The sequence below is a fragment of the Calditrichota bacterium genome, assembly GCA_013112635.1.
In the GTDB taxonomy this organism is placed as follows: domain Bacteria; phylum Calditrichota; class Calditrichia; order Calditrichales; family J004; genus JABFGF01.
This window is the reverse complement of sequence record JABFGF010000004.1, coordinates 67,591-93,147: the sequence shown is the minus strand read 5'-3', so window position 1 is coordinate 93,147 and position 25,557 is coordinate 67,591. Positions and strand designations below refer to the sequence as shown.

Annotated in this window: 21 protein-coding genes and 1 tRNA gene; 12 read left to right on the top strand and 10 right to left on the bottom strand. The window is 36.1% G+C overall.

Annotated elements, in window-relative coordinates; translation table 11 throughout:
- Positions 1 to 118 precede the first annotated feature (118 nt).
- The 4 genes from HND50_12000 to HND50_11985 all read right to left on the bottom strand — a co-directional run bounded on the left by HND50_12000 (position 119) and on the right by HND50_11985 (position 6,563).
- On the bottom strand, positions 119 to 1,621 hold the full coding sequence (locus HND50_12000; GenBank protein ID NOG45953.1) for a hypothetical protein: 1,503 nt from the start codon (positions 1,619 to 1,621) through the stop codon (positions 119 to 121).
- A 121-nt stretch (positions 1,622 to 1,742) separates the two neighbouring features.
- Entirely contained in the window at positions 1,743 to 2,189 is a 447-nt protein-coding gene (locus HND50_11995) for a chemotaxis protein CheX (GenBank protein ID NOG45952.1), read from the bottom strand.
- Between the two features lie 11 nt (positions 2,190 to 2,200).
- Entirely contained in the window at positions 2,201 to 2,554 is a 354-nt protein-coding gene (locus HND50_11990; protein NOG45951.1) for a response regulator, read from the bottom strand.
- Between the two features lie 73 nt (positions 2,555 to 2,627).
- Positions 2,628 to 6,563 (bottom strand): GAF domain-containing protein, encoded by a 3,936-nt coding sequence (locus HND50_11985; GenBank protein ID NOG45950.1) that lies wholly within the window; start codon positions 6,561 to 6,563, stop codon positions 2,628 to 2,630.
- A 349-nt stretch (positions 6,564 to 6,912) separates the two neighbouring features.
- Here HND50_11985 and pepT point away from each other — a divergent pair, with 349 nt between their 5' ends.
- From pepT to HND50_11935, 10 genes are all read left to right on the top strand, one after another.
- Entirely contained in the window at positions 6,913 to 8,160 is a 1,248-nt protein-coding gene (gene pepT, locus HND50_11980; GenBank protein NOG45949.1) for a peptidase T, read from the top strand.
- A 231-nt stretch (positions 8,161 to 8,391) separates the two neighbouring features.
- Positions 8,392 to 8,685: a DUF971 domain-containing protein gene (locus HND50_11975; GenBank protein NOG45948.1), complete on the top strand. Its 294-nt coding sequence runs from the start codon at positions 8,392 to 8,394 to the stop codon at positions 8,683 to 8,685.
- A 10-nt stretch (positions 8,686 to 8,695) separates the two neighbouring features.
- Positions 8,696 to 9,139, top strand: a complete 444-nt coding sequence (locus tag HND50_11970) for an SRPBCC domain-containing protein (GenBank protein NOG45947.1) — start codon at positions 8,696 to 8,698, stop codon at positions 9,137 to 9,139.
- Positions 9,140 to 9,149: 10 nt separating this feature from the next.
- Positions 9,150 to 9,830, top strand: coding sequence for an acylhydrolase (locus HND50_11965; protein NOG45946.1), 681 nt, complete (start codon positions 9,150 to 9,152; stop codon positions 9,828 to 9,830).
- A 207-nt stretch (positions 9,831 to 10,037) separates the two neighbouring features.
- Positions 10,038 to 11,450, top strand: a complete 1,413-nt coding sequence (locus HND50_11960) for a hypothetical protein (protein ID NOG45945.1) — start codon at positions 10,038 to 10,040, stop codon at positions 11,448 to 11,450.
- 99 nt (positions 11,451 to 11,549) lie between these two features.
- The gene (locus HND50_11955) at positions 11,550 to 12,866 is read left to right on the top strand and encodes a BamA/TamA family outer membrane protein (protein NOG45944.1); all 1,317 of its coding nucleotides are present in this window, start codon (positions 11,550 to 11,552) and stop codon (positions 12,864 to 12,866) included.
- Between the two features lie 14 nt (positions 12,867 to 12,880).
- Entirely contained in the window at positions 12,881 to 13,543 is a 663-nt protein-coding gene (locus HND50_11950; GenBank protein ID NOG45943.1) for a hypothetical protein, read from the top strand.
- Complete coding sequence (locus tag HND50_11945; protein ID NOG45942.1) at positions 13,530 to 14,987, top strand: HAMP domain-containing protein; 1,458 nt, start codon at positions 13,530 to 13,532, stop codon at positions 14,985 to 14,987. Before HND50_11950 ends, HND50_11945 begins: the two co-directional genes overlap by 14 nt.
- Positions 14,988 to 15,132: 145 nt before the next feature.
- The gene (locus HND50_11940; GenBank protein ID NOG45941.1) at positions 15,133 to 15,684 is read left to right on the top strand and encodes a hypothetical protein; all 552 of its coding nucleotides are present in this window, start codon (positions 15,133 to 15,135) and stop codon (positions 15,682 to 15,684) included.
- An 85-nt stretch (positions 15,685 to 15,769) separates the two neighbouring features.
- Complete coding sequence (locus HND50_11935) at positions 15,770 to 17,116, top strand: sigma-54-dependent Fis family transcriptional regulator (protein NOG45940.1); 1,347 nt, start codon at positions 15,770 to 15,772, stop codon at positions 17,114 to 17,116.
- A 24-nt stretch (positions 17,117 to 17,140) separates the two neighbouring features.
- Here HND50_11935 and HND50_11930 read toward each other — a convergent pair whose 3' ends face one another.
- From HND50_11930 to HND50_11920, 3 genes are all read right to left on the bottom strand, one after another.
- On the bottom strand, positions 17,141 to 17,653 hold the full coding sequence (locus HND50_11930) for a hypothetical protein (protein ID NOG45939.1): 513 nt from the start codon (positions 17,651 to 17,653) through the stop codon (positions 17,141 to 17,143).
- 398 nt (positions 17,654 to 18,051) lie between these two features.
- On the bottom strand, positions 18,052 to 18,300 hold the full coding sequence (locus tag HND50_11925) for a GIY-YIG nuclease family protein (protein ID NOG45938.1): 249 nt from the start codon (positions 18,298 to 18,300) through the stop codon (positions 18,052 to 18,054).
- A 104-nt stretch (positions 18,301 to 18,404) separates the two neighbouring features.
- Positions 18,405 to 18,478, bottom strand: a tRNA-Thr gene (locus tag HND50_11920).
- Between the two features lie 113 nt (positions 18,479 to 18,591).
- Here HND50_11920 and HND50_11915 point away from each other — a divergent pair.
- On the top strand, positions 18,592 to 20,997 hold the full coding sequence (locus tag HND50_11915; GenBank protein ID NOG45937.1) for a hypothetical protein: 2,406 nt from the start codon (positions 18,592 to 18,594) through the stop codon (positions 20,995 to 20,997).
- A 51-nt stretch (positions 20,998 to 21,048) separates the two neighbouring features.
- Here the strand turns inward: HND50_11915 and HND50_11910 are convergent, their stop codons facing one another.
- Genes HND50_11910 through HND50_11900 form a run of 3 tightly spaced genes read right to left on the bottom strand, consistent with a single transcriptional unit; the run spans position 21,049 to position 24,156 of the window.
- Positions 21,049 to 22,206, bottom strand: a complete 1,158-nt coding sequence (locus HND50_11910) for a hypothetical protein (GenBank protein NOG45936.1) — start codon at positions 22,204 to 22,206, stop codon at positions 21,049 to 21,051.
- Between the two features lie 57 nt (positions 22,207 to 22,263).
- Positions 22,264 to 23,445, bottom strand: a complete 1,182-nt coding sequence (locus HND50_11905; protein NOG45935.1) for a hypothetical protein — start codon at positions 23,443 to 23,445, stop codon at positions 22,264 to 22,266.
- A 3-nt stretch (positions 23,446 to 23,448) separates the two neighbouring features.
- Complete coding sequence (locus HND50_11900; GenBank protein NOG45934.1) at positions 23,449 to 24,156, bottom strand: hypothetical protein; 708 nt, start codon at positions 24,154 to 24,156, stop codon at positions 23,449 to 23,451.
- A 309-nt stretch (positions 24,157 to 24,465) separates the two neighbouring features.
- Between HND50_11900 and HND50_11895 the strand changes: the two genes are divergently transcribed.
- On the top strand, positions 24,466 to 25,239 hold the full coding sequence (locus tag HND50_11895; protein NOG45933.1) for an AMP nucleosidase: 774 nt from the start codon (positions 24,466 to 24,468) through the stop codon (positions 25,237 to 25,239).
- Positions 25,240 to 25,557: the final 318 nt, after the last annotated feature.

Sequence of the window (25,557 nt, the reverse complement as noted above, 5' to 3'; positions counted from 1 at the left end):
CTGTAACCGATTCTTAGACAAGCTTGGCAACCGACGTTTTAATTCTTAAAACCACAATTTTTCCTGAGATTGTCAGACCGTTGCTTGGCATGACGAAGGGAATATTCTATTAAACTAACTATTTTTTTCCTGGAAGGGTAATTGAATACTCGCAGAACTTTTCCGATGTAAAAGTGATTTTCATTTTACCACCCCGCATTTTTAGTTTTTTCTTAACCAGCTCCATGTCCTTAAATATTTCCTTGCTATGCTGAGCTTCATTTAAATCTTTTGGATGCGTTCCGGGCGTAAACAAAAAGCGAATTAAATCCGATCCCAGTTCCGGAGATTGTGAATTCATTTCTTGATTTGAAGTTAGTTTTTCATCATCGCTGGCATCCTGGATCAATTTTTCTATTCTGCCTTCGCTCCCGTTGTGGCGGACTTTAAATCCAAATTGTCGTGATTTTTTGAATGTCTCTATCTCGATGATTCCCAACGGATCTTTTTTTGCAGCAACTCTTTCTTTGGGTGTTTCAATACTGTGCAAAATTATAAAGCGGATTAGGGTTAGAATATATTCACGCACTATCTGTTGGAAAGGATAAGGTACATTGGTTGGATCGAATTTATCATAAACGAATTGGATTTTTTTATGGAATTCTTTACTCAGGTTTTGGATTGACATTTTTGCTGCTTTTATCAACAGACCGCTTTCATAGCTTCGGTTAGGACGCAGATAAATTTTGAAGTGTTTCAGTTGATTAAGCAGTTGTTTAATCTCTTTAAAGGTAGCTTTTATTTCACCTATTTGGATTATTACCGGAACAAAATCACCCCCGGAAATTTCATCTTGTTTTCTCAACCGGTTGATAACTGTGTCCAGCTCAAAAATATTCTCCTTAAAAAAACTAAGGTTTAATAAAGAAGCGCTACTTTTTATGTGCAGTGTGGATCGGTATAATTTCCCAATGACGGGTTTATAATTTCCCTGGCCTTGCTGGGTTTTAAATATATCATCCAAAACGTTCAGCTCGCTCTCCACGATATACATAAATTCTTTCATCAGCGGCGGTTCCACATGTAAAATATTTACAAGCCATTCCAGCTGAGTCTTTGTTGTTTTTTTTACGGATTTTATCTGCTCTTTTAAATGCGTATTTTCTGAGATGTCTTTTACGGTACAAAGCAGGCTATGAATTTTATTTCTTTTATAGCGCCGTTTAAATTTAAATGCTAAATGGCTGGATGTACTCCAAAGTCCTGTTTTATCTTCATAATGAAATTCAATGGATTGCAGCGGATTCATTTCACTGATTGTTTGCTCATCTAGATCTGGTTGAAACATATAGGCTAAAAATTCTTTTGTTTCTCTTTTTGCCTCGTCATGAACTTTGCCATCGAGCAATTCAACAAAGTTTCTGTTTACCAGATTAGGTTCTTTAAAGATTACGTCAAGACAATCGGATAAGCGTTTTTGGATTACAAAATTTGAATCCAGCACAAAAAAGCCTTCGTCAATTGTTGAGAGGATATTTTTTGTAAATTTTCGTTCTTCGATTACCTGACCATAAATTTCTTCAAAGTCTTTAATCACAGCCGGTTGTTTTTTAAAGCGTAAAGATTTATCAGTTAGGTTCATTTTTCTCTTAGAGTTACACCCAATTTAAACTCATTTAGGACAAAGGTTTTAAACAAACTACTCTTATACTTTGTTAAATACGATCTTGTTTAATATTCAGATAAAGAGAGATTGTTTATTATTAACTAAGGCATACAACCAGATATGAGTTATAGTTTTTCCAGGTTAACGGAATAACAAAAGATTGGATATCATCCGGCATTTTAATATCCCTGGCCTGGCCTTCAACAACAACCGGTACAGAAATCATAAAATCACTACCATAAGCTTGCCTGACATTCCCGGAAATAGTATTTGCAATTTCACCGATTAAATCTTTTATATCATCGGTTGTAACATCTTCAACACTAAGAATTTCCTTTGTTAGCACAACAAGCATCTCGCGGGAAGATGTAATATAAATGCTGCCTTTTCGTTTGCCGGAAATCCCGATAATCCCGGTAAATTCTAATACCAGCGGTTTTTCATCTTTTAAATAAGGGATTCCGATTACTGCTTTTTCTTTGGTCATTTCATCGAAATAATTATTTGTACAGTCGATGAAAAAATGCAAATCAGTCTCTTTCATAACACCTCCTGTTAATTTTCGCTGATTAATCTTTTCATGGATGCGCGCAAACCTTCTGGCGTAAAGGGTTTTGCCAAAAAGCTTTTTGCACCTGTTTTAATTGCTTTTAAACCGGTTGCTTTATCAGACAAGGCCGTTACAACCATAACTTTGGTTTTGTCGTTAATTTTAAGCAATTCTTCTAAAACAGCTAATCCATCCATTTCAGGCATAGTAATATCTAATGTAACAATATCCGGTTGCTTCTCTTTAAACAGGCTAACAGCGGCTTTTCCATCGGAGGCTGTACCTACAATTTCTATATTCAAACTCTCAAGATATTTCTGGATAACTTTTTGAATAATCAATGAATCATCCACGACCATGACTTTCTTTGTTTGTTCTTCCATGAATTTCTCCTTTTGATTGAACTATGATTGGGTTCTTTAATCTTTTTATTTAGTTTACTTCTAACGCAGGTTGTTCTTTTTCACTTTTTGAAAAGCCGGAATGAAATTTTCCAATTTTATTAATTAACTTGTCCAGCTCTTTAATAGTTGTTTTTATTTTTCCAAGATCTATTATCAACGGTACAAAATCCATCCCGCTAATTTGTTCTTTTTGTTTGAATGCATCTATTTTTTCTTCAAATTCTGTTATATGATGAGCAATATAGCGAAGCTCAATTTGTTCAGATTTATCAGAAATAAAATGTATGTTTTTATAAATTTTTTGTAGATCCTTCTTAAAATCCCCGTTGGGATTGATCTGGCGGATTTGGTTTTCCACAACATCGATAACAGTGTTGGCTTCATCTATAAATTCCCGCAATAATTCCGGAGCAATATGCAGGATATTGATAAGCCATTCCATTTGCTTTTTTGTTTGATCTTCTTGTTTTTCCAGTTTTTTAGAAAGCTCAATCCTATCGGTTATATCACGGACAGTTACTATTAATTGCTTTGTTTCGTCTGATTGATCAGCGATACGCTTGAACTTAAATGAAAGATGTTTCGATTGTGTTAAAACAGTATCCGTTTTACTAAAGTTTAGTTGGATATCAGATAGTGGGTTTAAGTTATTGATTGTTTCTTCTTCAATGTCGTCGCGGAACATTAGCTCCAGGTATTCCTGTATATTTGTAAACAGATGCTGGGGGATTTTGCCGGCCAGAATATCCAGAAATGAATTATGCGCAAGCTGGGTTTTACTAAAGATAGTTTCCAAAGATTTTGAGTACTGAGAACCTATTTCGCATTCTTTGTTTACAAGGAAAAATCCCTGATCAACATTATTAAGAATATTATCGGTTTCTTTTTTTGCTTCGGAAAGTTCATCATGTGAGATCTGTGTCTGCCTGTATAAACGTGCATTTTCAATTGCAGCTGTAATTTGTGTAGCAAAAGTTTCCATTGCAGAAATATCTGAATTTTCAAATGTCTCTGATTCCCCGCTTTGAATATCCAAGACTCCAATAACCTTATTTCCGCTTATTAAAGGCACTGCTAATTCGGCCTTGGTTAGATCATTTTCATTGCGGATATAATCTGAACAATCTTCTACATTGTTACTAAGTTGAATTTTTTTTGTAGTTGCGGCTTTGCCAATCATACCTTTTCCAAACTCAACCATCAAATCCGATGGATATTCATTTTCATATCCTCCGGCAATTGATTTTAAGTTTAATTGATTTCCGGTTTTATTGGTGATAAGCAACATAACACCGTAGTAATTAAATTCGCTTTGTGCACTGTGTACGATATCATTTAAAAGCTTATCTAAATCAAGTTCACTGCTTATTTTTTGGCTTACTTTATAAAGAAGTGAAATTTGGGTTGTAATTTTGTTTGTTTCATTTTGTGCGTTCTGCAGTTTTAGGTTTTGTGAAATCAACTCAGTTGTTTTTTCCCGAACCTTTTTCTTTAACTCTGCTTTTTGCCGCTTAAACCTGTTTGACCTGCGCTTATAAATTGTATAAACCGAAATTGCCAGTAGTACTGAAACTGTAAGGCGGAACCACCAGGTTGACCAATATGGTGGAGTAATTATAATATCAAGTGCTACACCTTCATTATTCCAAATACCATCATTGTTAGAACCTTTAACAAGAAATGTGTATTCACCTGCTTCAAGATTTGTATAACTTGCATATCTGCGTGTGTCACTCTCAATCCACTCTTCATCAAACCCTTCAAGTTTATAGGCGTATTGGTTTTTACCGGGATTGCTATAATCCAAGGCTGCAAATTCGAAAGAGAAATAATTATCTTTGTAAGAGAGTTGAATTTCCTTGGATTCTTCTATTGCATTTTCAAGATTTACCGCTTTGCCAAACTTTGTAAAAGATGTCAGCTGTATTTTGGGGATATTCTTATTTACTCTAATTCGCGAAGGTGAGAAACGGTTAAATCCATTTATACCGCCAAAATACAATTCACCGGAAAGGGTTTTCAAATAGGCGCCACCGTTAAACTCATTACTTTGCAATCCATCTTGAATATTAAAGTTTTTAAACTCTTCTTTTATTGGGTCAAATTTTGCCAGACCAAGGTTTGTGCTTAGCCATAAGTATCCGGAGTTGTCCTCAATAATTCCATAAATAACATCGTTGGGCAAGCCATTTTCTATTGTATAATGTGAAAAAGTGGAATTCTCTGGATTGTATTTATTGAGACCGGAGAAAGTACCAATCCACAAAGTACTATCGCTTTCAGATTCAAAAATACTTAAAATGCGGTTGTGGCTAATACTGTTTGGATTTTGTTCATCGGGTTTAAATGTTATACTTTTTCCTGTATTTCTATCTAATAAAGCAAGACCGTTGTATGTTCCAACCCAAAAATTTCCCTTGGTGTCTTCATATAAAGAACGGATGCGATTATCCGGTAGGCTTTGTCCATCTCCATCGATATGTTTGTATGAGATAAACCTATTTTTGTTTTTATCATAAAGATTTAAACCATCCCAGGTACCAATCCATAACCGCGATTCTTTATCCTCAAATATTACCCGTATTTGGTTATTACTAAGACTGTTTGAGTCACTGTTATGGTTGAAATGTTGGATTGATGTACGGTTTGAATTGAACTTTTTTAAACCACTGCCATTCGTACCAATCCATAAATTCCCGTTTCTATCTTCTTTAAGCGCGCGTACTTCACTTTTAAAACTGAAACGAGTAAACTTTTCGGAAGAAGGATCAAAGGCATTTAAACCTTTGTTTGTTCCAATCCAAATAGTTCTTTTATGATCCTCCTCAAAACTCCAGATTGAGTTATCCAGCAGGCTGTTCTTCGATTTTACCAAAGATTTATAATTTTGGAAAACAGATTTCTGCTTATTTAGTTTGTTTATTCCGTTTCCCTTTGTTCCAATCCACATAATACCTGCATTATCTTCATAAATTGAAAAGATAAGATTTTCTGACAGGCTTGTAGTCCTCAAAGGATCGTGCACAATATTACTAAAACTTTTTTCTTTTTGATTGTAAATACTCAAACCACTACCAGTTCCAATCCATATATTTTTTTCAGAATCTTCAGTTATGGAATTGATATGATTGTTTACAAGTTTAGAATTTGCTGTTGTAAAATGCCTTGTGGCTTTTGATTCAGAATTGAAAATGGCGATTCCCTTGCCGGCGGTGCCGACCCATACTTCACCAAAAACATCAACAATCATTTTGCTTGCTTTTGTGTTGGAATCATCATCTAGTTTAAAAGACTTTATAAATGAAGTTTTTTTATTGGTTTGGTTGTATGTAAATAAATTATTATCAGAACTCATGAACCAAAGCAACTCATTTTGATCCTGAGCGATATCAATTACATCATTAATGTTGATGTTTTCATCAGTGGTTGATTTGTAGTGGATTTGAAAAAAATTATTTTTCTCAGGGTCAAAGCGGATTAACCCGTTTCCGGCAGTTCCAATCCATAAAACATTTTTTTTATCTATAAATATGGATTTAATGTGATCATTGTTCAAACTATTTCTGTCTTCGTTGGAACGAAATACTGAAAATTCCTTGGTTTTAAGATCAAACTTGTTTAATCCACCACCAGCAGTTCCAATCCAAATATTTCCTTTATTATCTTCTTTTAAAACGGTAAGCCAATTTTCACTAAGCGAATTGGAATCATTAAATTTTTTCTTATAAATAGTAAATGAATATCCATCATAACGGTTGAGCCCATCTTGTGTAGCAAACCAGATAAATCCTCTGCTATCCTGCAGAATTGAATTAATCGTAGTTTGAGAAAGGCCCTGTTCAATGGAAAGCTTTTCAAATATTAGTGATTTATTATTTGCAAAAAGAGCGGCTGATAAAAACTGAAAAATAATAAACACACTTACAAATTGCGCAAATGATTTTGCCCTTTGGGACGTAGGCATACTTATCCTTAAGTTAATATTTTGATATGATATGGGATTTAATAAATCCCGAAAGAAAAGAAAGAAATGTTAAATTAAATAAAACACTGTGAAGTTTGCGCCTTGTCAAAACGCTGGTCTTCTAAATCGTCCCCTCAATAAAATATCTTTAACAATATTTTAAATGCTGGTCAATAAAGTATTATGTTAGCACACCCTTATATCTTTAATATCAATAGTTTATGATCTAAAATAACTGAATTCCTCAGCTATCAAGGGTTTTTTTAATAGAATTAATTGTGTATTTTCAATTCAAAATATATAGTAATATTTGTGGCTAAAATTAATATTAGATTTAATCGGAGAAAATATGAAAATTGAAACAGGCTTGTTTTTAGATCGCTTTTTAAGTTATGTAAAAATTGATACCCAGTCGGATCCAAAATCCACATCATACCCCAGCACAGAAAAACAATTAAATCTCTCAAGAAAACTGGTTGGCGAACTTAAAGACTTAAATCTTGAAGAAGTTGAACTGACAAAAGACGGGTATGTCATGGCTACATTGCCATCTAATGTAGCGCACAATGTACCGGTTGTTGGTTTAATTGCCCATGTAGATACTGCCCCCGATGTAACAGGAGAAAATGTAAACCCCGTTATTCATAAAAACTATAATGGAAAAGATATTGTATTACCAAAGGATACATCTGTTGTTATTTCCCCGAAAGATAATCCTGATTTAAAAAACATGGTTGGTTTTGATATAATTACCACAGATGGTACGACACTGCTTGGGGCAGATAATAAAGCGGGTGTTGCAGAAATAATGGGTGCTTTACAATATTTAAAGGAAAATCCGGAAATAAAACATGGTAAGCTTCGGATTGGTTTTACTGTAGATGAAGAAATTGGTGCTGGTGTTGATCATTTTGACGTTGAGCATTTTGGAGCTGATTTTGCATACACAATTGATGGCGGCCCGGCCGGGGAAGTTGAAGATGAAACCTTTTGTGCAGATGCAGCTACTGTAAATATTTTTGGGGTCAATGTTCACCCTGGATATGCAAAAAATAAAATGATTAATGGTTTAAAAATCGCTGCTGATCTGATTGAACAGCTTCCAAAAGACAGTTTATCACCGGAAACTACAGCTGGCCGTGAAGGATATGTTCACCCAAATTCAATTCGCGGCAATGTGGAAAATTTATCTATAGATTTTATCGTTCGGGACTTTACAGATGATGGTATTAAAGAAAAAGAAAAATACTTACAATCCCTTGTAGAAAAATTGAATGTTAAGTATGCTCCTGCAAAGGTTGAAATTCTGTTTAAAGAGCAATACAGAAATATGAAATACAAAGTTAATGAATATCCTGAGGTAATGGACAATGCAATGGAGGCTGTTAAACGCAGCGGGCTGGAAGCAAAACATGGACTTATCCGTGGTGGTACTGATGGAGCACGGCTGTCTTATATGGGGCTTCCAACACCAAATGTTTTTACGGGCGGCCATAATTTTCACAGCAAAAAAGAATGGATTGCAATTCAGGATATGCAAAAGGCGGTTGAAACAATTGTTAATCTTGTCCAGGTTTGGGCAGAACGAGCTCATTGATTATTGTAAGATTGAAGGATTGTTGATTGCCTGTTTGTGATGAAAATTGCTCCCATAGCTGTCATTCTGAGTGGAACGAAGTGGAGAGAAGAATCCCTTATGCAATAGACAAAGATTAGATACCAGGAAATTTGTCAAGCCAAAATGCAACGAATCAAGTTTACCGAATATTATAGAGATAGTGGACGGTATCTGAAATTTGAATACTAAATATAAAATGGTGGTAAAAAAATGATACCAAAATCAGTAGAGCAAATTAGTGACCAGGCCATTGCCATTAAATGGGATGATGAATCAGAAAGCGTATTTTTTGCAGAAAAGGTTCGTGGCCAATGTCCGTGTGCTACTTGCAAGGATGAAGAAAAGCCAAAGGAAAATCCATTTAAGATATTGAAAGCCAATCCAAATAATGTCTTTTTTAGAAACTGGGAAATGATCGGACGATATGCCATTCGTTTTTCTTTTAGTGATGGCCACAATGCCGGGATTTACACCTTTGAACATTTAAAAGAAATTGGTGAATAGTGAGATAACCATGAATACTTTAAACGATCCAATTATTGTTGAACAAGTTTTCAACAATTCTTTAAAAACTGTTTGGGATGCAATTACAAAATTAGAACAGATGATTGGATGGTTTTTTGAAGATATCGAATCCTTTAAACCCGAGGTTGGTTTTAAAACGCAATTTAATGTTAATACCGGAGAGAGGGATTTTCTGCATTTATGGGAAATAACAGAAGTAGATCCACAGAAGAAAATTGTTTATAACTGGAAATACAAAGAGTATCCAGGCGATTCATTTGTAATATTTGAATTATTTGAACAGGAAAATGGAACGATGTTAAGATTGATCCACACGGTAACAGAAAGTTTCCCGCAAGATATCCCGGAATTCACGGGAGATAGTTGTCTTGGAGGGTGGACTTATTTTATTCAAAACCGTTTAAAAAACTACCTTGAAAATATTTCTAATTAGGGCATTATAGATGAAGCTGATATTGTTAATCTTTATAGGATGGTTTTTAACTAGCTTTTCCCAAGTGCAGGATTGGGCCAACTTAAACCGTTTTAAAAATGAAAATCAAAAACTTGCTGATCCCACAGATGGTGAGAACAGAGTTGTTTTTATGGGCAATTCAATCACAGATAGCTGGGCAAGATTTGACTCAAGCTTTTTTTCTGGAAAACCATATATCAACCGTGGCATAAGCGGGCAAACCACGCCGCAAATGTTAATTCGTTTCAGAGCGGATGTGGTCGATCTAAAGTCTGCTGTAGTTGTTATTCTGGCCGGTACAAATGACATTGCCGGAAATACCGGGCCATCGACAAATAAAATGATTTTCGATAATATTAAATCCATGGCCGAAGTGGCGACAGCAAATAAAATAAAAGTTGTGCTTTGTTCAGTTTTGCCTGTATTGGATTATCCCTGGAAACCCGGTTTAAACCCTTCTGAAAAGATAATTAAGCTAAATAAAATGATAAAAGACTATTCATATGAAAATGGACTCGTTTATCTGGATTATTTTCAATCCATGGTCAATGATCAAAATGGCTTGAAGGATGAGCTAACTTACGATGGCGTTCACCCAAACAAAGCAGGATATAAAGTAATGGCTCCATTGGCTGAAGCTGCTATAACAAAGGCATTAAATCAGAATTAAAGCACGCATTTTCTTCCCGGAAAACTATTGTCTTAAAAACCACAATGTGGACTAAAAACCACAAACCCTCTTCTTTTTTCTAATACCGCTTTCTGCGCTAAGTCCTATAAAATCAAACGATTGGATCGTTTTTGAAATCTTTGGCACTACCCTTGTAATAAAGCAGACAGAATTAACAAATGTTCAACTTATTTCAGGAGGTGCCCCATGCGCACATTTAAATTACTTTTAGCAGCAAGCTTTTTTAGTTTTATTTTCTACGGTTGCGAAGTTGACCCAACTTCAAATGACGATTCACTGGAAGTATCCCAGTTTGTAAAAGACCAGGCTCCGGTTGGCTGGCAATTAAACAAAACGGTTGTCTCAGGTTCGGAAATGAAGTCATTAACTCAAAACTCTGACTACCTTGAAGATGAAGGTGTTGAGGGACTCTCAAAAATGTCTGCCTTAAAATCAAATGCCCTCCTCTTAAATAAAGAGATGAAGCAGTATGTTTCGAAAATGCAAATTCTTGGAAAAACAAATGGTGATTCCCTATTATTTTTTGAAGACAATACGGTGATTGGCGTTCGCAAGGGTTTGTATTACAATTCTGAAACCAGCATCGCCCGTTATTATGAGGTAAAATATAAGTTTGCCGCCTGGCGTAATATTGAATATGATTCTTCCCATGTAACGGCTTTTCTAAATTTTACACTTGATTATGATGGTGATGATCAACTTAAGACTTTGCATCAATTACAAACTTTTGAGGAAGGTTTCTTTGTCCAAAAAATTCAAACCAATGCTGAAGTAACAGATTGGGATGAAAGCGATGTTACCGGGATTATCGCCACAACGGATGCCTGGTACGAAAGTGGACGGCAGCTAAGCCATCTTAAACAAATGGTTGAAATTAAGCCTGATGAGTCTGGCACATTGCGGGAAGATTTTGATTTTCGTGATGGTAAAACAGCTTATCGCCAGGTAACATTTAAGAACGATGGAACAGGTACTTTTGAGAAAAAAACACGTGAAGGCATATTGGTTTCCGGTACATTTGATAGTGTTGAAGATGATTTGCAAGGTTCTTATTCAGAGACTATAGATTTTCCTGAAGGCCGTTATATTGATAAAATTGTCAAGAATGCCCAGGTTTCGGTCACCTTACCCGATTCAATTTTTAATGCTGACTTTTCAGAAGCTGTTTATTTTGAGTCCGGCAGAGTTGATTCAGAAAGAGTTGCTTTGCAGGTTTCTGAAGAAGCCGGAGTTACAACATCGGTTTTTGAAATTACTAAATCCAATGGCGCGCATGGTACACTCACAATTAATGAAACGGAGAATGAATCCAATCTTGATGGAAACTGGATATCTTTTGATGGATCTTACATTGTGCTGAGTGCAGAGTATTATTTTGATGGCAGCTCGCATCTTCATTATGAAGTGTTCGAGTCGGAAACAGCTTATGACAATGGCGATGATCCTTTAATTGTAGCCGATTATTACTTCTCACCGGATCAGACATGCACGGGAACTTTGAGTTATGAGGGTGAAACATACGATGTAAACTTTAATGATTCTGGTGAAGGTGAACTTTCGCAAGGCGGGAAAAAATCAGGCATAAATCTATTTAAATAAAACTTTAACTCGATTATATAACCTTCCGGGTATTAAGCCTGGGAGGTTTTTATCAGAAGCGCACTTTGAAAAACTTAATTTTATAAATTAGATTAAACCATGAAAACTACATTGATCCCTCTTCTTTTATTTGTCTGTTTATTTCAGACAGCTTTCACACAAAACACCCGGCCATCGAAAAAGTTTATAATTGAAAATATATCAATTGAAGGCAACAGCAAAAGTTCTGACTATGTTGTATTTGAAAACCTGCCGTTTGCAATTGGCGACACTCTAGCAGATGAAAAAATAAATGAGGGTATTGAAAAATTAAAATCACTTGAGATTTTTAGTGATGTTGTTTTACAACCACGAGCCGGTTCAGCGCCAGGATTATTGAATTTGACCATAACAGTTGAAGAAAGGTATTGGCCACACTTTCGTTTTAAGGGCGGCTTTAGCGAACTTGACGGTTGGTTTCTAACTCCGGTCAGCCTCAATCTGGATAACATTTTTGGGATGGGAAATTTTATTGATTTGGGATTGACCTTTGGCGACCGCGTAACACGCGTAGATATTAATTATATCAACCCAAATATTTTTGATAGTGATCTCGATTTTCATTCTAAGCTGTACGTTCATAGCCAGGAAATTTTGCATTATATAGAAAATGAAAAAGTTGTTCATACGGTCCCACAAGGTGGTATTTATCTCGGATTCAAACCACGTCGGGGATTTTTTAAGCATTTTAAATTTGGAATATCTTCATATACAATTAATCCCGATTCAATTGCCAAGGTAGGTAATGATGACTTTTCTGCCTTCCCGGATGAAGTAGCCAAACACGTTGGTGAAAAATGGCAAGCGTCAGTTTTCAATATTTCTTTTAATCTCGATAAAAGAGATCAATCCTCCTTTCCATCCAATGGGTGGTGGTTAGGAGCAAATTTTGATCAAACAACAAAACCGGCCGGAAATAAAGTAGAATTCTCCAGATTTATTTTAGACGCCAGGGCTTATCATAATTTGTTTGCACATGTCGTTTTAGCAGGCAGGGTAAAATTTGGCTCTATTTCAGAAGCAGCACCTTTTTGGGAAAAGTTTTATTTGGGAGGGCCAAACAGTTTGCGCGGTTTTTCTGATCGTAGTTTGAGCCCAAGCGGTGGTGGTGAGAAGTTGTACCAGGCTGGTCTTGAGTTTCGATTCCCAATTACAGAAAAGCATTATCCGCAACATTTTTTAAGTGGAGTAATATTTGTGGATAGCGGGGCCAACCTGCTTACTTCTCAGAAAATAGATCTAAAATCGTTTAATAACAGTGCTGGCTTTGGACTCAGATTCCGTATTCCATTCATTGGAATTATTCGTCTCGATATGGCTTACCCGTTGGAATTTGATGACAGTAAATTACAAATCTCACTCGGACATACATTTTAGTTAGAAGGAAAATTATGAGCCTGAGCGGGCGTAAATTACTATTAAAAATAATGGCGTTACTATTTGTTTCTGCATTCTGTTTTGCGCAAGAAGTAAAAATAAAATCTGTAAAACCACTTCTGCAGAATAACAGATTTATGGTTGCATCCGTTTTTGAAAATCTGCTGAGCAAAGATTTAACTGATGGCCTTGCAAGCGGTATGGCGCGAACTCTTAATTTCAGGTTTGATCTTGTTCAAAAAAATAGCCAGAAAGTATATGAATTTTACCGAACAGTAAAATTACGTTATGATGTTTGGGAAGGGATTTACTTTTTATCAAACAGAAAACAAAAGAAACAGTTTGATCAATTTGAAGAATTAAATCATTTTTTAAATGACTCTCTAAATTTTGATCTTCTCCCGTTTAAAAAATTACCGGTAGAAAATTCCATTCAAATTATTCTTTATTTTTCACCTGAGAATATTTCTGAGACACAAAAAAGAAAACTGGAGTTTTGGATGGATGAAGAAAATGAAAATCAAACATCAACTCCCGGAGACAATGAATCCGGATTTTCAATTAATTTGTCTGGTCTAATTTCCCTTTTTACCAGCAAAGAAAATCCTAAAAATACAGCAACAGGAAAGTCCGGCCATTTCACCATAAAATCGCTGAAAGAAAATGAAAACCCTTAGAAGCAAAATATTTATTTTCATATCACTTTTACTTATTCTCCCGGCAATACCTTTGTCTTATTTTACGATGCAATTGCTGGATAAAAGTTATAGCATTGGTGTAAACGATCGGGTTGAGTCTGCTTTGGACGGCGCTTTAAATTTATCTGCGGAGTATTACCGTTTACAAAAAGAAAGGCTAAATTCTGAGATTGAAGAGCAAACCCAAAAAAATGAATTTTCGCACGATGAAATTATTAAAGAGTTAAAAAGTGAATTTAAAAACATCGACGTGTTAATATCCCTCAAAGAGCACATTCAAAAAGACAATCAACTTGTTAATCCCGGTCTAATTTCAAAATTTTTAAAAGAGAATAAACAAAATATTATCTGGCCCTCGGCAGACAGAACTGTTTTATTCGCTTTGTCTCAAATAAAAAAGAATTCAATTTTACAGGTACGTTACAATCTACCAATGGTCTTTAAAGAAGGCGCGCCACAAATTCAGGAAATCAATCAAATTTATAAAACACTTGGGCTTGTACGCGGCAATATTCGCAACAGTTTTTTATATACGTTTTTACTGATTTATGGGATTGGGTTAATACTGGCTTTATCAATTTCTTATTTTATATCAAAAAAAATTACACGACCAATTGAAGAATTAAAAGAGGCTACGACTAAAATTGGGCAAGGTGACCTGGACTATAAAATTGATGTCGGTGGAAAAGATGAATTTTCAGGATTGGCAAATGCTTTTAATAATATGACCGGGGAATTACAAACCAACCAACAACAAATTCTTCAATTGGAGAAAATGGCAACCTGGCAACAACTGGCCCGTCGGCTGGCGCATGAAATAAAAAATCCTCTTACACCGATTCAACTTATGGCGCAGCAGATGCGTGACACATACAAAGGTGATGACCAGGCTTATAAAAAGATGCTGGATGAATGCAGTGAGATAATTGAAGATGAAGTGGGTAGTTTAAAAAACCTGGTTAAAGAGTTTTCAGATTTTGCAAGGTTGCCTGAGTTTAACCCTGAAAAACAAAATATTGCAGCTTTGATTAGCACAATAAAAAAATTATATCTTCAGGCAAATATTGAAACTGTTTTACCTGATGGTCCGGTTGAGTTAAGTTTTGATTATGATCATTTAAAGAGGGTACTAATAAATCTTGTAGATAATGCCCTGGCAGCCAGCGGTGAAAATAGTCCTGTCAGGATTGAACTTGCTAAAAAAGAAAATGGTGTTGAGATATTTGTCTCTGATCAAGGTGAAGGTATTTCATCTGAAAATGTTAAAAAAATATTTGAGCCCTATTTTTCTACAAAGAGATCGGGTGTTGGATTGGGTTTGGCTATCGTGAAAAAGATTATCGAAGAACATGGTGGAAAAATTTCTGTAGAATCTGATTTGGGTGAGGGAACAGTTTTTAAAATTAGTTTATTTTTGGAATAAATCAACTGCGTTGATTTAAGCATTAGGAAGTAAATGGAATCCAATAAAAAGGAAGGGATTGAAATATATTGGTTTTGTAATAATTCACTGTTAATAAAAACAAATCGACACAGTCGATTTAATCCAAATAAAACGAAGAATGCATATGAGTAGAATTTACAAAACATACGAACATAACCCCCCACATCTTTTTATTCCTGAAGCTAAATATTTTGTAACAGCATCTACATACAAGCATTTTCCTTATTTAAAAGATGATGCTGTTAAACATAAAATGCTGGAAATATTACAAAAGGGTTGTACAAAATATAATTGGCAAATTGACGATTGGGTGATACTGGATGATCATTATCATTTTATGTTAAGTGCGAGCCCAAATCAGACAATAACTATTGCAGATGTAATTAAAAATTTGCACAAATTTACAGCAATGTTTATTAGAAAATATAAACCTGAGTTGACAAAAGAAAACAAGATCTTTCATAATTATTGGGATACATGTATTACCTACGAACGGTCTTATTATACAAGGCTAAACTACATTTATTTAAATCCCGTAAAACATGGATATGCTAATGATCCGCAAGAATATCAGTTTGGGAGTTTTCATTTCAGGTATAAATATGGAGACAAAGAGATAAATAAAATATTATCAGATTTTCCAAGTGACAAATTGGATTTAGAAAATATGAAGTAAATCAACTGTGTTGATTTATGTATTAAGTCAGTTAATACAGTCCCAAAAATAATGCCTTGTTAATGCAATCCGAAAAAAGGAAAACATGAATAAAAATATTCTAATTATCGATGATGAAAAAAATATATTAAAATCGCTTGATATGATTTTGAGTGCTGAGGGTTTTACTGTTTCCAAGGCTGGAAATCTGAAAGATGCAAAGACTCAGATCACCGATAATACTAACTTTTTTTTGGTGGATGTTATGCTGCCTGATGGTGATGGCATCGAGTTCATAAAAGATATCCGTTTAAAAAACCCGTCAGCGATAATAATTATGATTTCCGGTCATGCCTCAATTAAAATGGCTATTGAAGCAACGCGAAACGGTGCGGATGATTTTCTGGAAAAACCGCTATCGAAAGAAAAACTTTTGATTACCCTAAATAATTTTGTGAAACGTTTGGCGCTGGAAGAGAAATATGCCAATCTTGAAAAAACTAAAATGGGCTTTGAATTTATTGGTAAAAGCCCGGCAATGATGGAAATAATAAAGACTGTTGATAAAATTGCACCCACAAATAGCAAAGTTTTAATTTCCGGAGAAAGCGGAACGGGAAAAGAAATTATTGCAAGTTTAATTCATTTTAAAAGTGAGCGAAAAAATAAACCATATATCAAAATCAATTGTGCAGCTATCCCGGAAGAGTTGATTGAAGCAGAGTTGTTTGGTGCAGAAAAGGGTGCTTATACGGGTGCTACAGAACAAAGAGATGGCAAGTTTCAACAGGCCAATGGAGGTTCCCTTTTTCTGGATGAAATTGGTGATATGAGTTTAAAAACCCAGACAAAAGTTTTACGCGTTTTGCAAGAAGGCGAGTTTGAGAGGGTTGGTGGAAATGAAGTTATTAAAACAGATGTGCGAGTTTTTGCAGCGACTAATAAAGATCTGCAACAGATGGTAAAAGAGGGCAGTTTTCGGGAAGATCTCTATTTTCGTCTGCATGTTGTGCCGATTCATTTGCCACCGCTACGGGAACGAGGGGATGATATTGTGTTTTTAGCTGAATATTTTCTGCAAATGTTTAGCCATGAAAACAATAAAAAAAGCCTCAGTATGAGTGAGGCTGTAATTAAGAAACTAAAAACATCTAATTGGCCGGGCAATATTCGTGAATTAAAAAATCTGATCGAACGTCTTGTAATTATGACCGATTCACCGGTAATTGAATTGAAGGACTTACCGGCTGAATTTTCCACACCGCAATTTGATGTTACTTCAGCGTTTGAAAAAAATCAATCTCTGCGTGATGTGCGCGATAAAACAGAGCTTGAGTATATAAAATTCTGCCTGGATAATGTCAATGGAAATATCGCTAAAGCAGCTGAACTATTACAAGTTGACCGCACTTATTTATATAAAAAATTAAAAAAACTGGGTATTGAAACTTAAAATTACACTGAATATCTTCAGTACTTATCTCGTTGTGATAGCAGCATTAAAGGCACCGCCGGTCATATTCAATGTATCATTCTCATCCTCCTGGTTCTGAAGGACTGCATTGAATGTACCTTTAACATTTGATGAACTAACTTCGGTGATTTTTAACTCGCCGCTGATTGCGTTGTAAGTTACATCATTATCTGAAATTGATCTTATAAACACAATCGTAGCCACTGTCGTGCCATCCAGTTGATAGGTATCTTCCAAACTGGGATTCCCGCTTAAAATATTTGAAAATGAAACTCCAAATCCCTCGGTATCACTGACGGTGAGATTTTTTACAGAAGTTACTAAAGCAGTTGAAACTGAATCATTTTTTGAAATGCTGGCATTAACAAATCCAGTTGTTGCACTCCAATCATTATCATCAATTTCTACAACAAAACTTCCAAGCCCTGTTTTAATATTTGGATCAACAAAACCGTCAGAGCTTTCGCTACAAGACATAAAGGAAACTGCTAAAAGTAAAACGAGAATTCTTGCCATTTTTTTCTCCGGGATATTTTTTCATTTGTGAGTAGAACATAACCCAGGAGGATTCCTATTTATTCCACTTTATAAAGACTTTAAACATTTAACACTAAGTCGCAAAGACGCGAAGAAAGTCATTTGGAATTTAAGAAGGTCAAGTAATTAAGTTTATTTTTTTCAATTATTTTAACTTTTTTACTTCGTGTAAATCAGTGAAATTCGTGGATAGTTTGCAATTTAGATTTTGAGCCACTGAGCGGACTCGAATCACGTCGGTAGACGGATCCGCCTACCGGCGGGCCGCTGAGTTCTTAAAAGTGAAAGTGTTTTTAAACTTTAAAATCAATGAGCCACTGAGCGGACTCGAATCACGTCGGTAGACAGATCCGCCTACTGGCGGGCCGCTGACCTGATTATTTATTAGGCACATTACTCCAAACAAACTCTCTACCTTTGGCAGATTTAAGTTGTTTTTCTCTTTTTAATGCATTTGCTCTGGATGTGCATTCCTCGGAATAAACTAAAGTCCAATCATTTGCTTTGGATGTATATTTGGAATATCCTTTGTTATGATCATTAAAGCGTTTTTTTATATTGCCGGTTTGACCAATATAAATTGAATTTAATGCAGGTGAATAAATTGCGTAAACATAATAAGACATATGAGCCACTGAGCGGACTCGAATCACGTCGGTAGACGGATCCGCCTACCGGCGGGCCGCTGAGTTCTTAAAAGTGAAAGTGTTTTTAAACTTTAAAATCAATGAGCCACTGAGCGGACTCGAACCGCTGACCTGATCATTACGAGTGAACTGCTCTACCAGACTGAGCTACAGTGGCTTTGTAAAAGGCATAAAATTAAAAGATAATTTCAATTAAATCAATTCGGGCTTTCTTTATTATTACGTAATATGGTTGTATATTTGCAGCACAACTCAAACATCCGGGTAATTATGATGAAACGATTATTTGTATTTCTATATCCAATAATTGCTGTACTGCTTTTTATACAATGTTCAAAAAAGCAGTCACAAGAAATTCGTGGAATAATTGATGTGGTCCGTTTGCAAACAGGGAAAGTAGACACATTTTTAATTTCAGATTTGTTTTATGCCCCTAAATATGATCTGAAATTTTCTCAAAATAAGGATGTTAAAGTAAAGTATAATTTAGGAACGAAACAGGTTATCTTTTCACCGGCTAAGGATTTCTCCGGATTAACAATTATAAAATTTCAACACAACTGGCAGATATTTCATTTTCCGGTTTATGTACAAAAAAGGGTCCCATACACCTTCCGCTACAAAGCAAAACGCAATGAAGAAACCGTTCAGGTAATTGGTTCTTTTAACACCTGGAACAGGCGCAGCAAATTAATGGAAGATCCTGATGGCGACCGTGTTTTTGAAAAAACATTCTGGCTTGAAAATGGCCGTTATGAATATCGTTTTTATGTAAATGGCAAGGATGAAATAATCGACCCGGTAAACAGGGCAAAGGTTATGAACTCTTTTGGCCAGTATAATTCGCTATTGGTGATTGATGAACAAAAAGAAAATTCAAGATTGATAAATAAGGGTTATAACAGAAAAGAAAATTCCATCAAATTAAATTATCGTTTTGAACCAGGGAATAATCAAAAAATTAGCGTTGAAAATATTATTTGCCTAAGAAACAACACTTTGATTAGCGGCCCGGGAATTAAAGTAAAAGGAAATACTATCCAGGCCAGTTTTAATCTGGATATCTTGCCCGCAAATACCACAATTCGTGTTGCTGTTATGGGCGATGGTTTTTCCACTCCGTTTGAGCAGGTAGTTTTACAAAATGGGGTCATTGCCGGATCTGATGATAAAAGTTTTAGCTGGTATGATGCGATTGTTTATTCGATTATCGTGGATCGATTTTATGACGGGGACACAACCAATTCACAAAAAGTAGACCATCCGGAACTCAAAGATAAAGCTAATTATTATGGCGGCGATTTGCAGGGGGTAATCCAAAAACTTGATGAAGGCTATTTTAGCGATCTAGGCGTAAATGTGTTGTGGCTTTCTCCTGTAAACCAAAATCCTATGCAGGCATACCAGGAATATCCGCCGCCACACCGGTTCTACAGTGGCTATCATGGTTATTGGCCAATCGATCCCAAAAAGGTGGATGTCCGTTTTGGTGATATGGAATTGCTTAAGAACCTGATAGAAAAAGCACATTCAAAAGGCATGAAAATTATCCTGGATTTTGTAAGCAACCATGTGCATGAAGAGCATCCTTATTTTAAAGAGCATCGCGATTGGTTTGGCACATTAGAGCTGCCCGATGGCCGCAAAAATTTGCGCTTGTTTGATGAGTTTCGTTTATCAACCTGGTTTGAGCCTTACCTGCCATCTTTTGATTTTCAGAATTCCAGGGATGCGATAAAAACGGTAACGGATGATGCGGTTTGGTGGTTAAAGGAGACCAACGCCGATGGGTTTCGCCAGGATGCGGTGAAACATGTTCCGTTTAAGTTTTGGCGGACGTTGACTAAAAAAATTAAAAAAGAGATTGAGGTCCCCCAAAAGCGTAAAATATTTCAGATTGGTGAAACGTTTGGTTCATATGCTCTTACAAAATCCTATGTAAATAATGGCCAGCTGGATGCGCAGTTTAATTTTAATTTGTACAATTCTGCCATGTACACCTTTTTAGATGAAGAAGGCGGCTTTGAGGTTTTGAATGGCGAAATGCAGAAGACCTTTGAAAATCATGGCATGTTTCATTTTATGGGCAACTTGATGGACAGCCATGACAAAATGCGTTTTTTGGCCGCGGTTGATGGCGATGTTACCAGCGCCAGTGGTGATCCTGCGGATATTGGCTGGAACAATCCACCACAGGTTGATAATCCGGACAGCTATAAAATGGCCCAGGTTTACCTGGCTTATATAATGACCATCCCGGGAATTCCGTTTGTTTATTATGGCGATGAAATTGGGATGACCGGTTCCACCGATCCCGATAACCGTCGGCCGATGCGATTTGGCGATCAGCTAAGCGAAGCAGAAAAAGATATGAACAAACGCGTTAAGAAAATTGTGGCATTACGGCGCGATAACCCGGCGTTACGCTATGGCGATTTTATGACCCTGCATGTGGAGAAAGATGTTTGGGCTTATGCGCGCTCCGATATGCAGCAGCAGATGCTGGTTATCCTCAATAAAAGTAATGAAGAAAAGTTTGTGGGCATAAACCTTCCGGCGGGTTTAAATGTAAAAAGTGTGATCCCACTGATGGGTGTAAAACGCTACACCCTGATTGACAATATCCTGGATTTGAATATCGCGCCATTGAGTGCAATTGTTTTTCAGTTGAATTAAATTTGTGAGTAGTTTGAAGTTTGTGAAATTTGCCCTCTTTAATTTTCGATATTATAATTTTGAGTGTTTTAAAATCATTAAACGGTAGTCATTAATTCCACCTTCTATTATATTGTTAAGTTTCTCGAACAATGCAAATTCTCCTTTATAAGTGTTCCCTTTGACTTTTTTAATTTCTTTTATCAAATGTTGTGGGACCTTTTCTAAGCTGAGTTTTTCAATAGTTTGTTGTGTTATTTGGAAGCAACATTTGTCATGAATCCATAAGTGAATATCAAAAATATTGTGTTTTAGCTTTTCTGCTTCCTCAGAAAGTAATTGTGTATAATTTTTATAGAAAATTCCTTCAGGATTATTTTCTCGATCCGCATTTTTTATAGCTCTGTAATGTGCTACAGTGACTGCTTGCCATATTATTGAACTAGAATGAATTGATAATAAACCTGATTCAAGAACTTGGCGACGTTTTCGTGTCTTGATTACTCGCCAAAGAATATAAACAGTAAGCAAGATTGTAACACTAATCAAATAGGGTAAAAGAGTTGAGTACTCCTTTAAATTTGGATCATAATAAATCTGGGAGATAGATAAATAAATCGGGATGAACGCTAAAAATGTAAAAAAATTCAAAACTAAAAACATTGTGCTGAGGTAGCTGCCAGCGTGGTATTTTGTTCCTTTGGTTACCAATCTACTTGGCTCAAACCATAAATATTTATTGATTTTCTTTTTTTTGTTAGGTCTATGTTCGTGTTTTAAAAAATTTGGTAGGATATTTCTGATAAAAAAAATGTCCGTATAATACAGGTGATGAAATATCGTTGCTTGTACTACGCGCCAGGCTCTAATGGCCTCTTCCCAGCTTAACTCCCTCATATCATCTTTCCAGCCTAAGGGCGGAGATTCTGGTGATAACATGCTTCTATGAAGATGCAATTCATAAGAAAAATTTCTATTTGCTGTGGCATATTTGTAAGTACCGATTCGTGCAACTGCTTGAAGGAGGAATATCAAAGCTAAGGATGCTAGAGATATAATTGGATGATCCCCTTGAAATCTTACAATTAGTCCAAAAGTTATTGAAGTAAAAACAAGGGCCTGGAATGAAAATTTGGTAAAACAATCTTTTACTTCTCTAGCTTCTTCTCGCAACCTCTTAATAAGGTCTTTTTGGTCATCTGATAGTTTCTTTCTATTATCATTTCCCATTTTATTACCTTTATTTTAAGAAATATTTTTCGATTTTAGTTTTAATCTATTTACAGTTTATAAGTCCTGTTTCTTCAACAACTTATCACAAACCTTCTTTAATCTTTCAGGTCGGTCTGTGATAATACCGTTTATGCCCATCCTCAGCAGGCAGCGCATTTCCCTTTTACGGTTAATGGTCCAGGTTATCAGATCTTCAATTTCCTTGTCTGTGCCGGCATATTTTGTTTTCTGAAAAACATCATATTGCAGTAGTCTTCGCAATGTTGTCCAGGGACCAAGCTGTGCCGTTGGTCGCCCCACGCTGGCAAAGCGATCGCCCAGGTTCACTGCTTTATCTACAGCGCTAAATTCCTGCGGATCAAGTACAAGAAATACAGGTAGTTCAATGTCGTAGGTGTAATTGAATTGAGGAGCCAGCTTTTTCATCTCTTTAACAATACTTTTTTCCGGGCTCATCAAAATAATCTTAAAGGTGGGTTTATATTTTTCAATACAATTTTGAATATAATCCAGCATTCCGGCCAATTGGCTTTTGTATTTCTCCGGGGTCTTTATATCCAGGATTACCATTTCCAGGGAAGCTTGTTGTACGGCCCAGTCAAACACTTCATCCAGAGAAGGAATGTATGCCTCTTCTTTTGTCGATTTCTTTTTACGTGAGTATCCAAACTGCTCGCGTATTTCCTGCAAAGTAAGTTTGTGGGTTGGTTTGTACCATTTTTCTTCAGGCGGAATCAGCGGTTTATACTTCACATCCGGCTCAAAACCAAGTTGGCGTACTGTTGCAACCAGGTCATCCGGCAGCCAGTCGTGCCACAACACAACCTGTTTGTCTTTTGTAAAGGAGATATCCATTTCCAGTGCATTGGCACCTTGCGTGTTAATGGCAAAATCAAAAGAAGAAATAGTGTTTTCAATTTTATGGGCCGCAGCTCCACGATGCCCGATTATGTAAAAAGGCTTTTTGGAAATTCCGGGTTTGAAAGGGCAAAAACGAAACAGCTCTGCAACCCAGGTTGGAATAAGGTGTAGCGATTGAGTTATCAGGCACAGAGCAAAAACAATCCAGCTAACCAAAAGCCGCATAGCCAACAGCAGAAGATGGCCTGCTTTGAAGAATCCTTTTTTAACAGGTTTTAAATCTGTTATATCTTTTTTGTTAAGCGCTGCTTTGTACGATTTTTTGAGATCACTACGCCACAACGCATTTTTTTGTCTACACCTGTGCCAGGCCATTTGTTATTCTTCCAGTTTTTCTCCGGTCCAGGGGCAATAATTCCATGAGATATGGGCATTTTTCCCGTTGGGACATTTGCGGGGGATAAAAAGACAATTCAGCGGCAACTCAATATTAGCAGTCAACACAGTATCATCTCTTTTAGAAAGCTCTACCACAATATTTCCTTTTTCATAAGGATCAAGCAACCTTGTGCCAGAATCTGTTTCATCATGCAAAACATAAAAATGCATACTTTTGCCCATGTTGCCCATAGCGTTTCCAAGGATTGGTTTAAACACACCAAGAACAACTTCAAGATCGGGGTTTATTGATGTCATTGGTTCAAATTCAAGTTGACTGCCATCTTCTTTTGAAAAAGAAATTTTCATGTGTTTTTCTATTTCTTCTTTCGTATAAAAATTAAATGCTCCAAATTGTGAAACATCACCCTGTACAATTGCCAGAAGGGAAACTCCGGACATTGTAGCAAGCATTGCACTTTTATCTGCTTCTCTTATCGATTCATCACGGGATAAAATAGATTCCCAAAATTCGGTTGGCACCCACCAGGCAAATGAGACATGGCTGTCACCTCCACCTTTGGGGGACACCTGTGTATCCTTTGTAAATTCATCTGTATTAACATCTTTTAATTCTTTTCTTTCCGCTGCAACAGACACGCTGCTAATAATAAAAATAAGCATAAATGTGCTTATAAAGTTCTTCATACAATTTTCCTTAATTAAGATCAGGGTGATAGTTTTCAGTTCGCATTGATAGACGATTTTAATCAAACCTACAACTTTAAATTGCTCCAATCAAGAAAATGGAATGTTGTAATTTACATTCAAATTTAGTTGTCCAGATTATCGCGCTAATCCCGTAAAGAAACCTTTTAATTATTAGGTTATTTTTGTTTTCTCAGCGTCCTAATTGATCTCTTTTGTTTAGTCTTTTTAACAAAACATTATTTTGACTCTATCAGAGGACTTCTTAACTTTAACTGCTAAAGATTGAATTAAGAAGGATATACGAAAATGAAAACAAAACTTGATATCGCAAAAAACTGGCTACCACGCTACACAGGTGCACAAATCGATGAATTTGGTGATTATATTTTACTGACCAACTTTCAGGATTATGTGGATAAGTTTTCCAACCAATTTGGCTGTGAGAAAAAAGGGGAAGGGCGGCCGATGAAAATGGCTACAAATAGCTCTGGCCTTTCAATAATAAATTATGGGATGGGCTCAGCCAATGTTGCCACAATAATGGATTTGCTGGTTGCACGCAACCCAAAAGGCGTTCTTTTCCTGGGGAAATGCGGCGGTTTAAAACCTTCTGCAGAAATTGGACATTTTGTTTTACCAATTGCTGCTATTCGTGGAGAGGGCACAAGCAACGATTATCTGCCAGAAGAAGTACCGGCCATGCCATCTTTTAAAATGCATAAATTTATCTCAGATAAAATTTGCCAGTATGGAATGGAGTATCGAACAGGAACAGTTTATACAACCAACCGCCGGGTTTGGGAATGGGATGAGGAGTTCAAACAATATCTTCAAAAATTATCAGCCCTGGCCATTGATATGGAAACCGCCACCTTTTTTATCGTAGGCCATGTAAATGAAATTTCCCGCGGGGCATTGCTACTTGTTTCGGATATGCCGTTGATGCCCGATGGAATTAAAACCGAAAACTCCGATAAAATGGTAACCCGCAAATATGTTGATCTTCATCTGCAAATCGGGATTGAAGCCATGACTGAGATTGAGACTAAAGGCGAGCAGATAAAGCATTTTATGTATTAAATATTCCATTAACCATGGTAGAAAACATTTTTTTTTATGTGGGTTTGGCATTCATTTTAGTGCATGAGATGGATGCAATCCGGTGTAGAGAATGGAGAATTTTTCCAGGTTTGTCATTGTTGAATGACGATTTGGGATTTAAAATTTTTGCGTGGGCTCATCTTCCTATTTTCTTCATCCTTTTTTGGGGTTTGAGCCAACAAAACATAGATGGTTTGGTTGTTGGATTAGACATTTTTTTCATAGTTCATGTTGCGTTGCATCTTCTTTTTTTACTTCACAAAAACAATGAATTTAAAGATTGGCTATCCTGGGCAT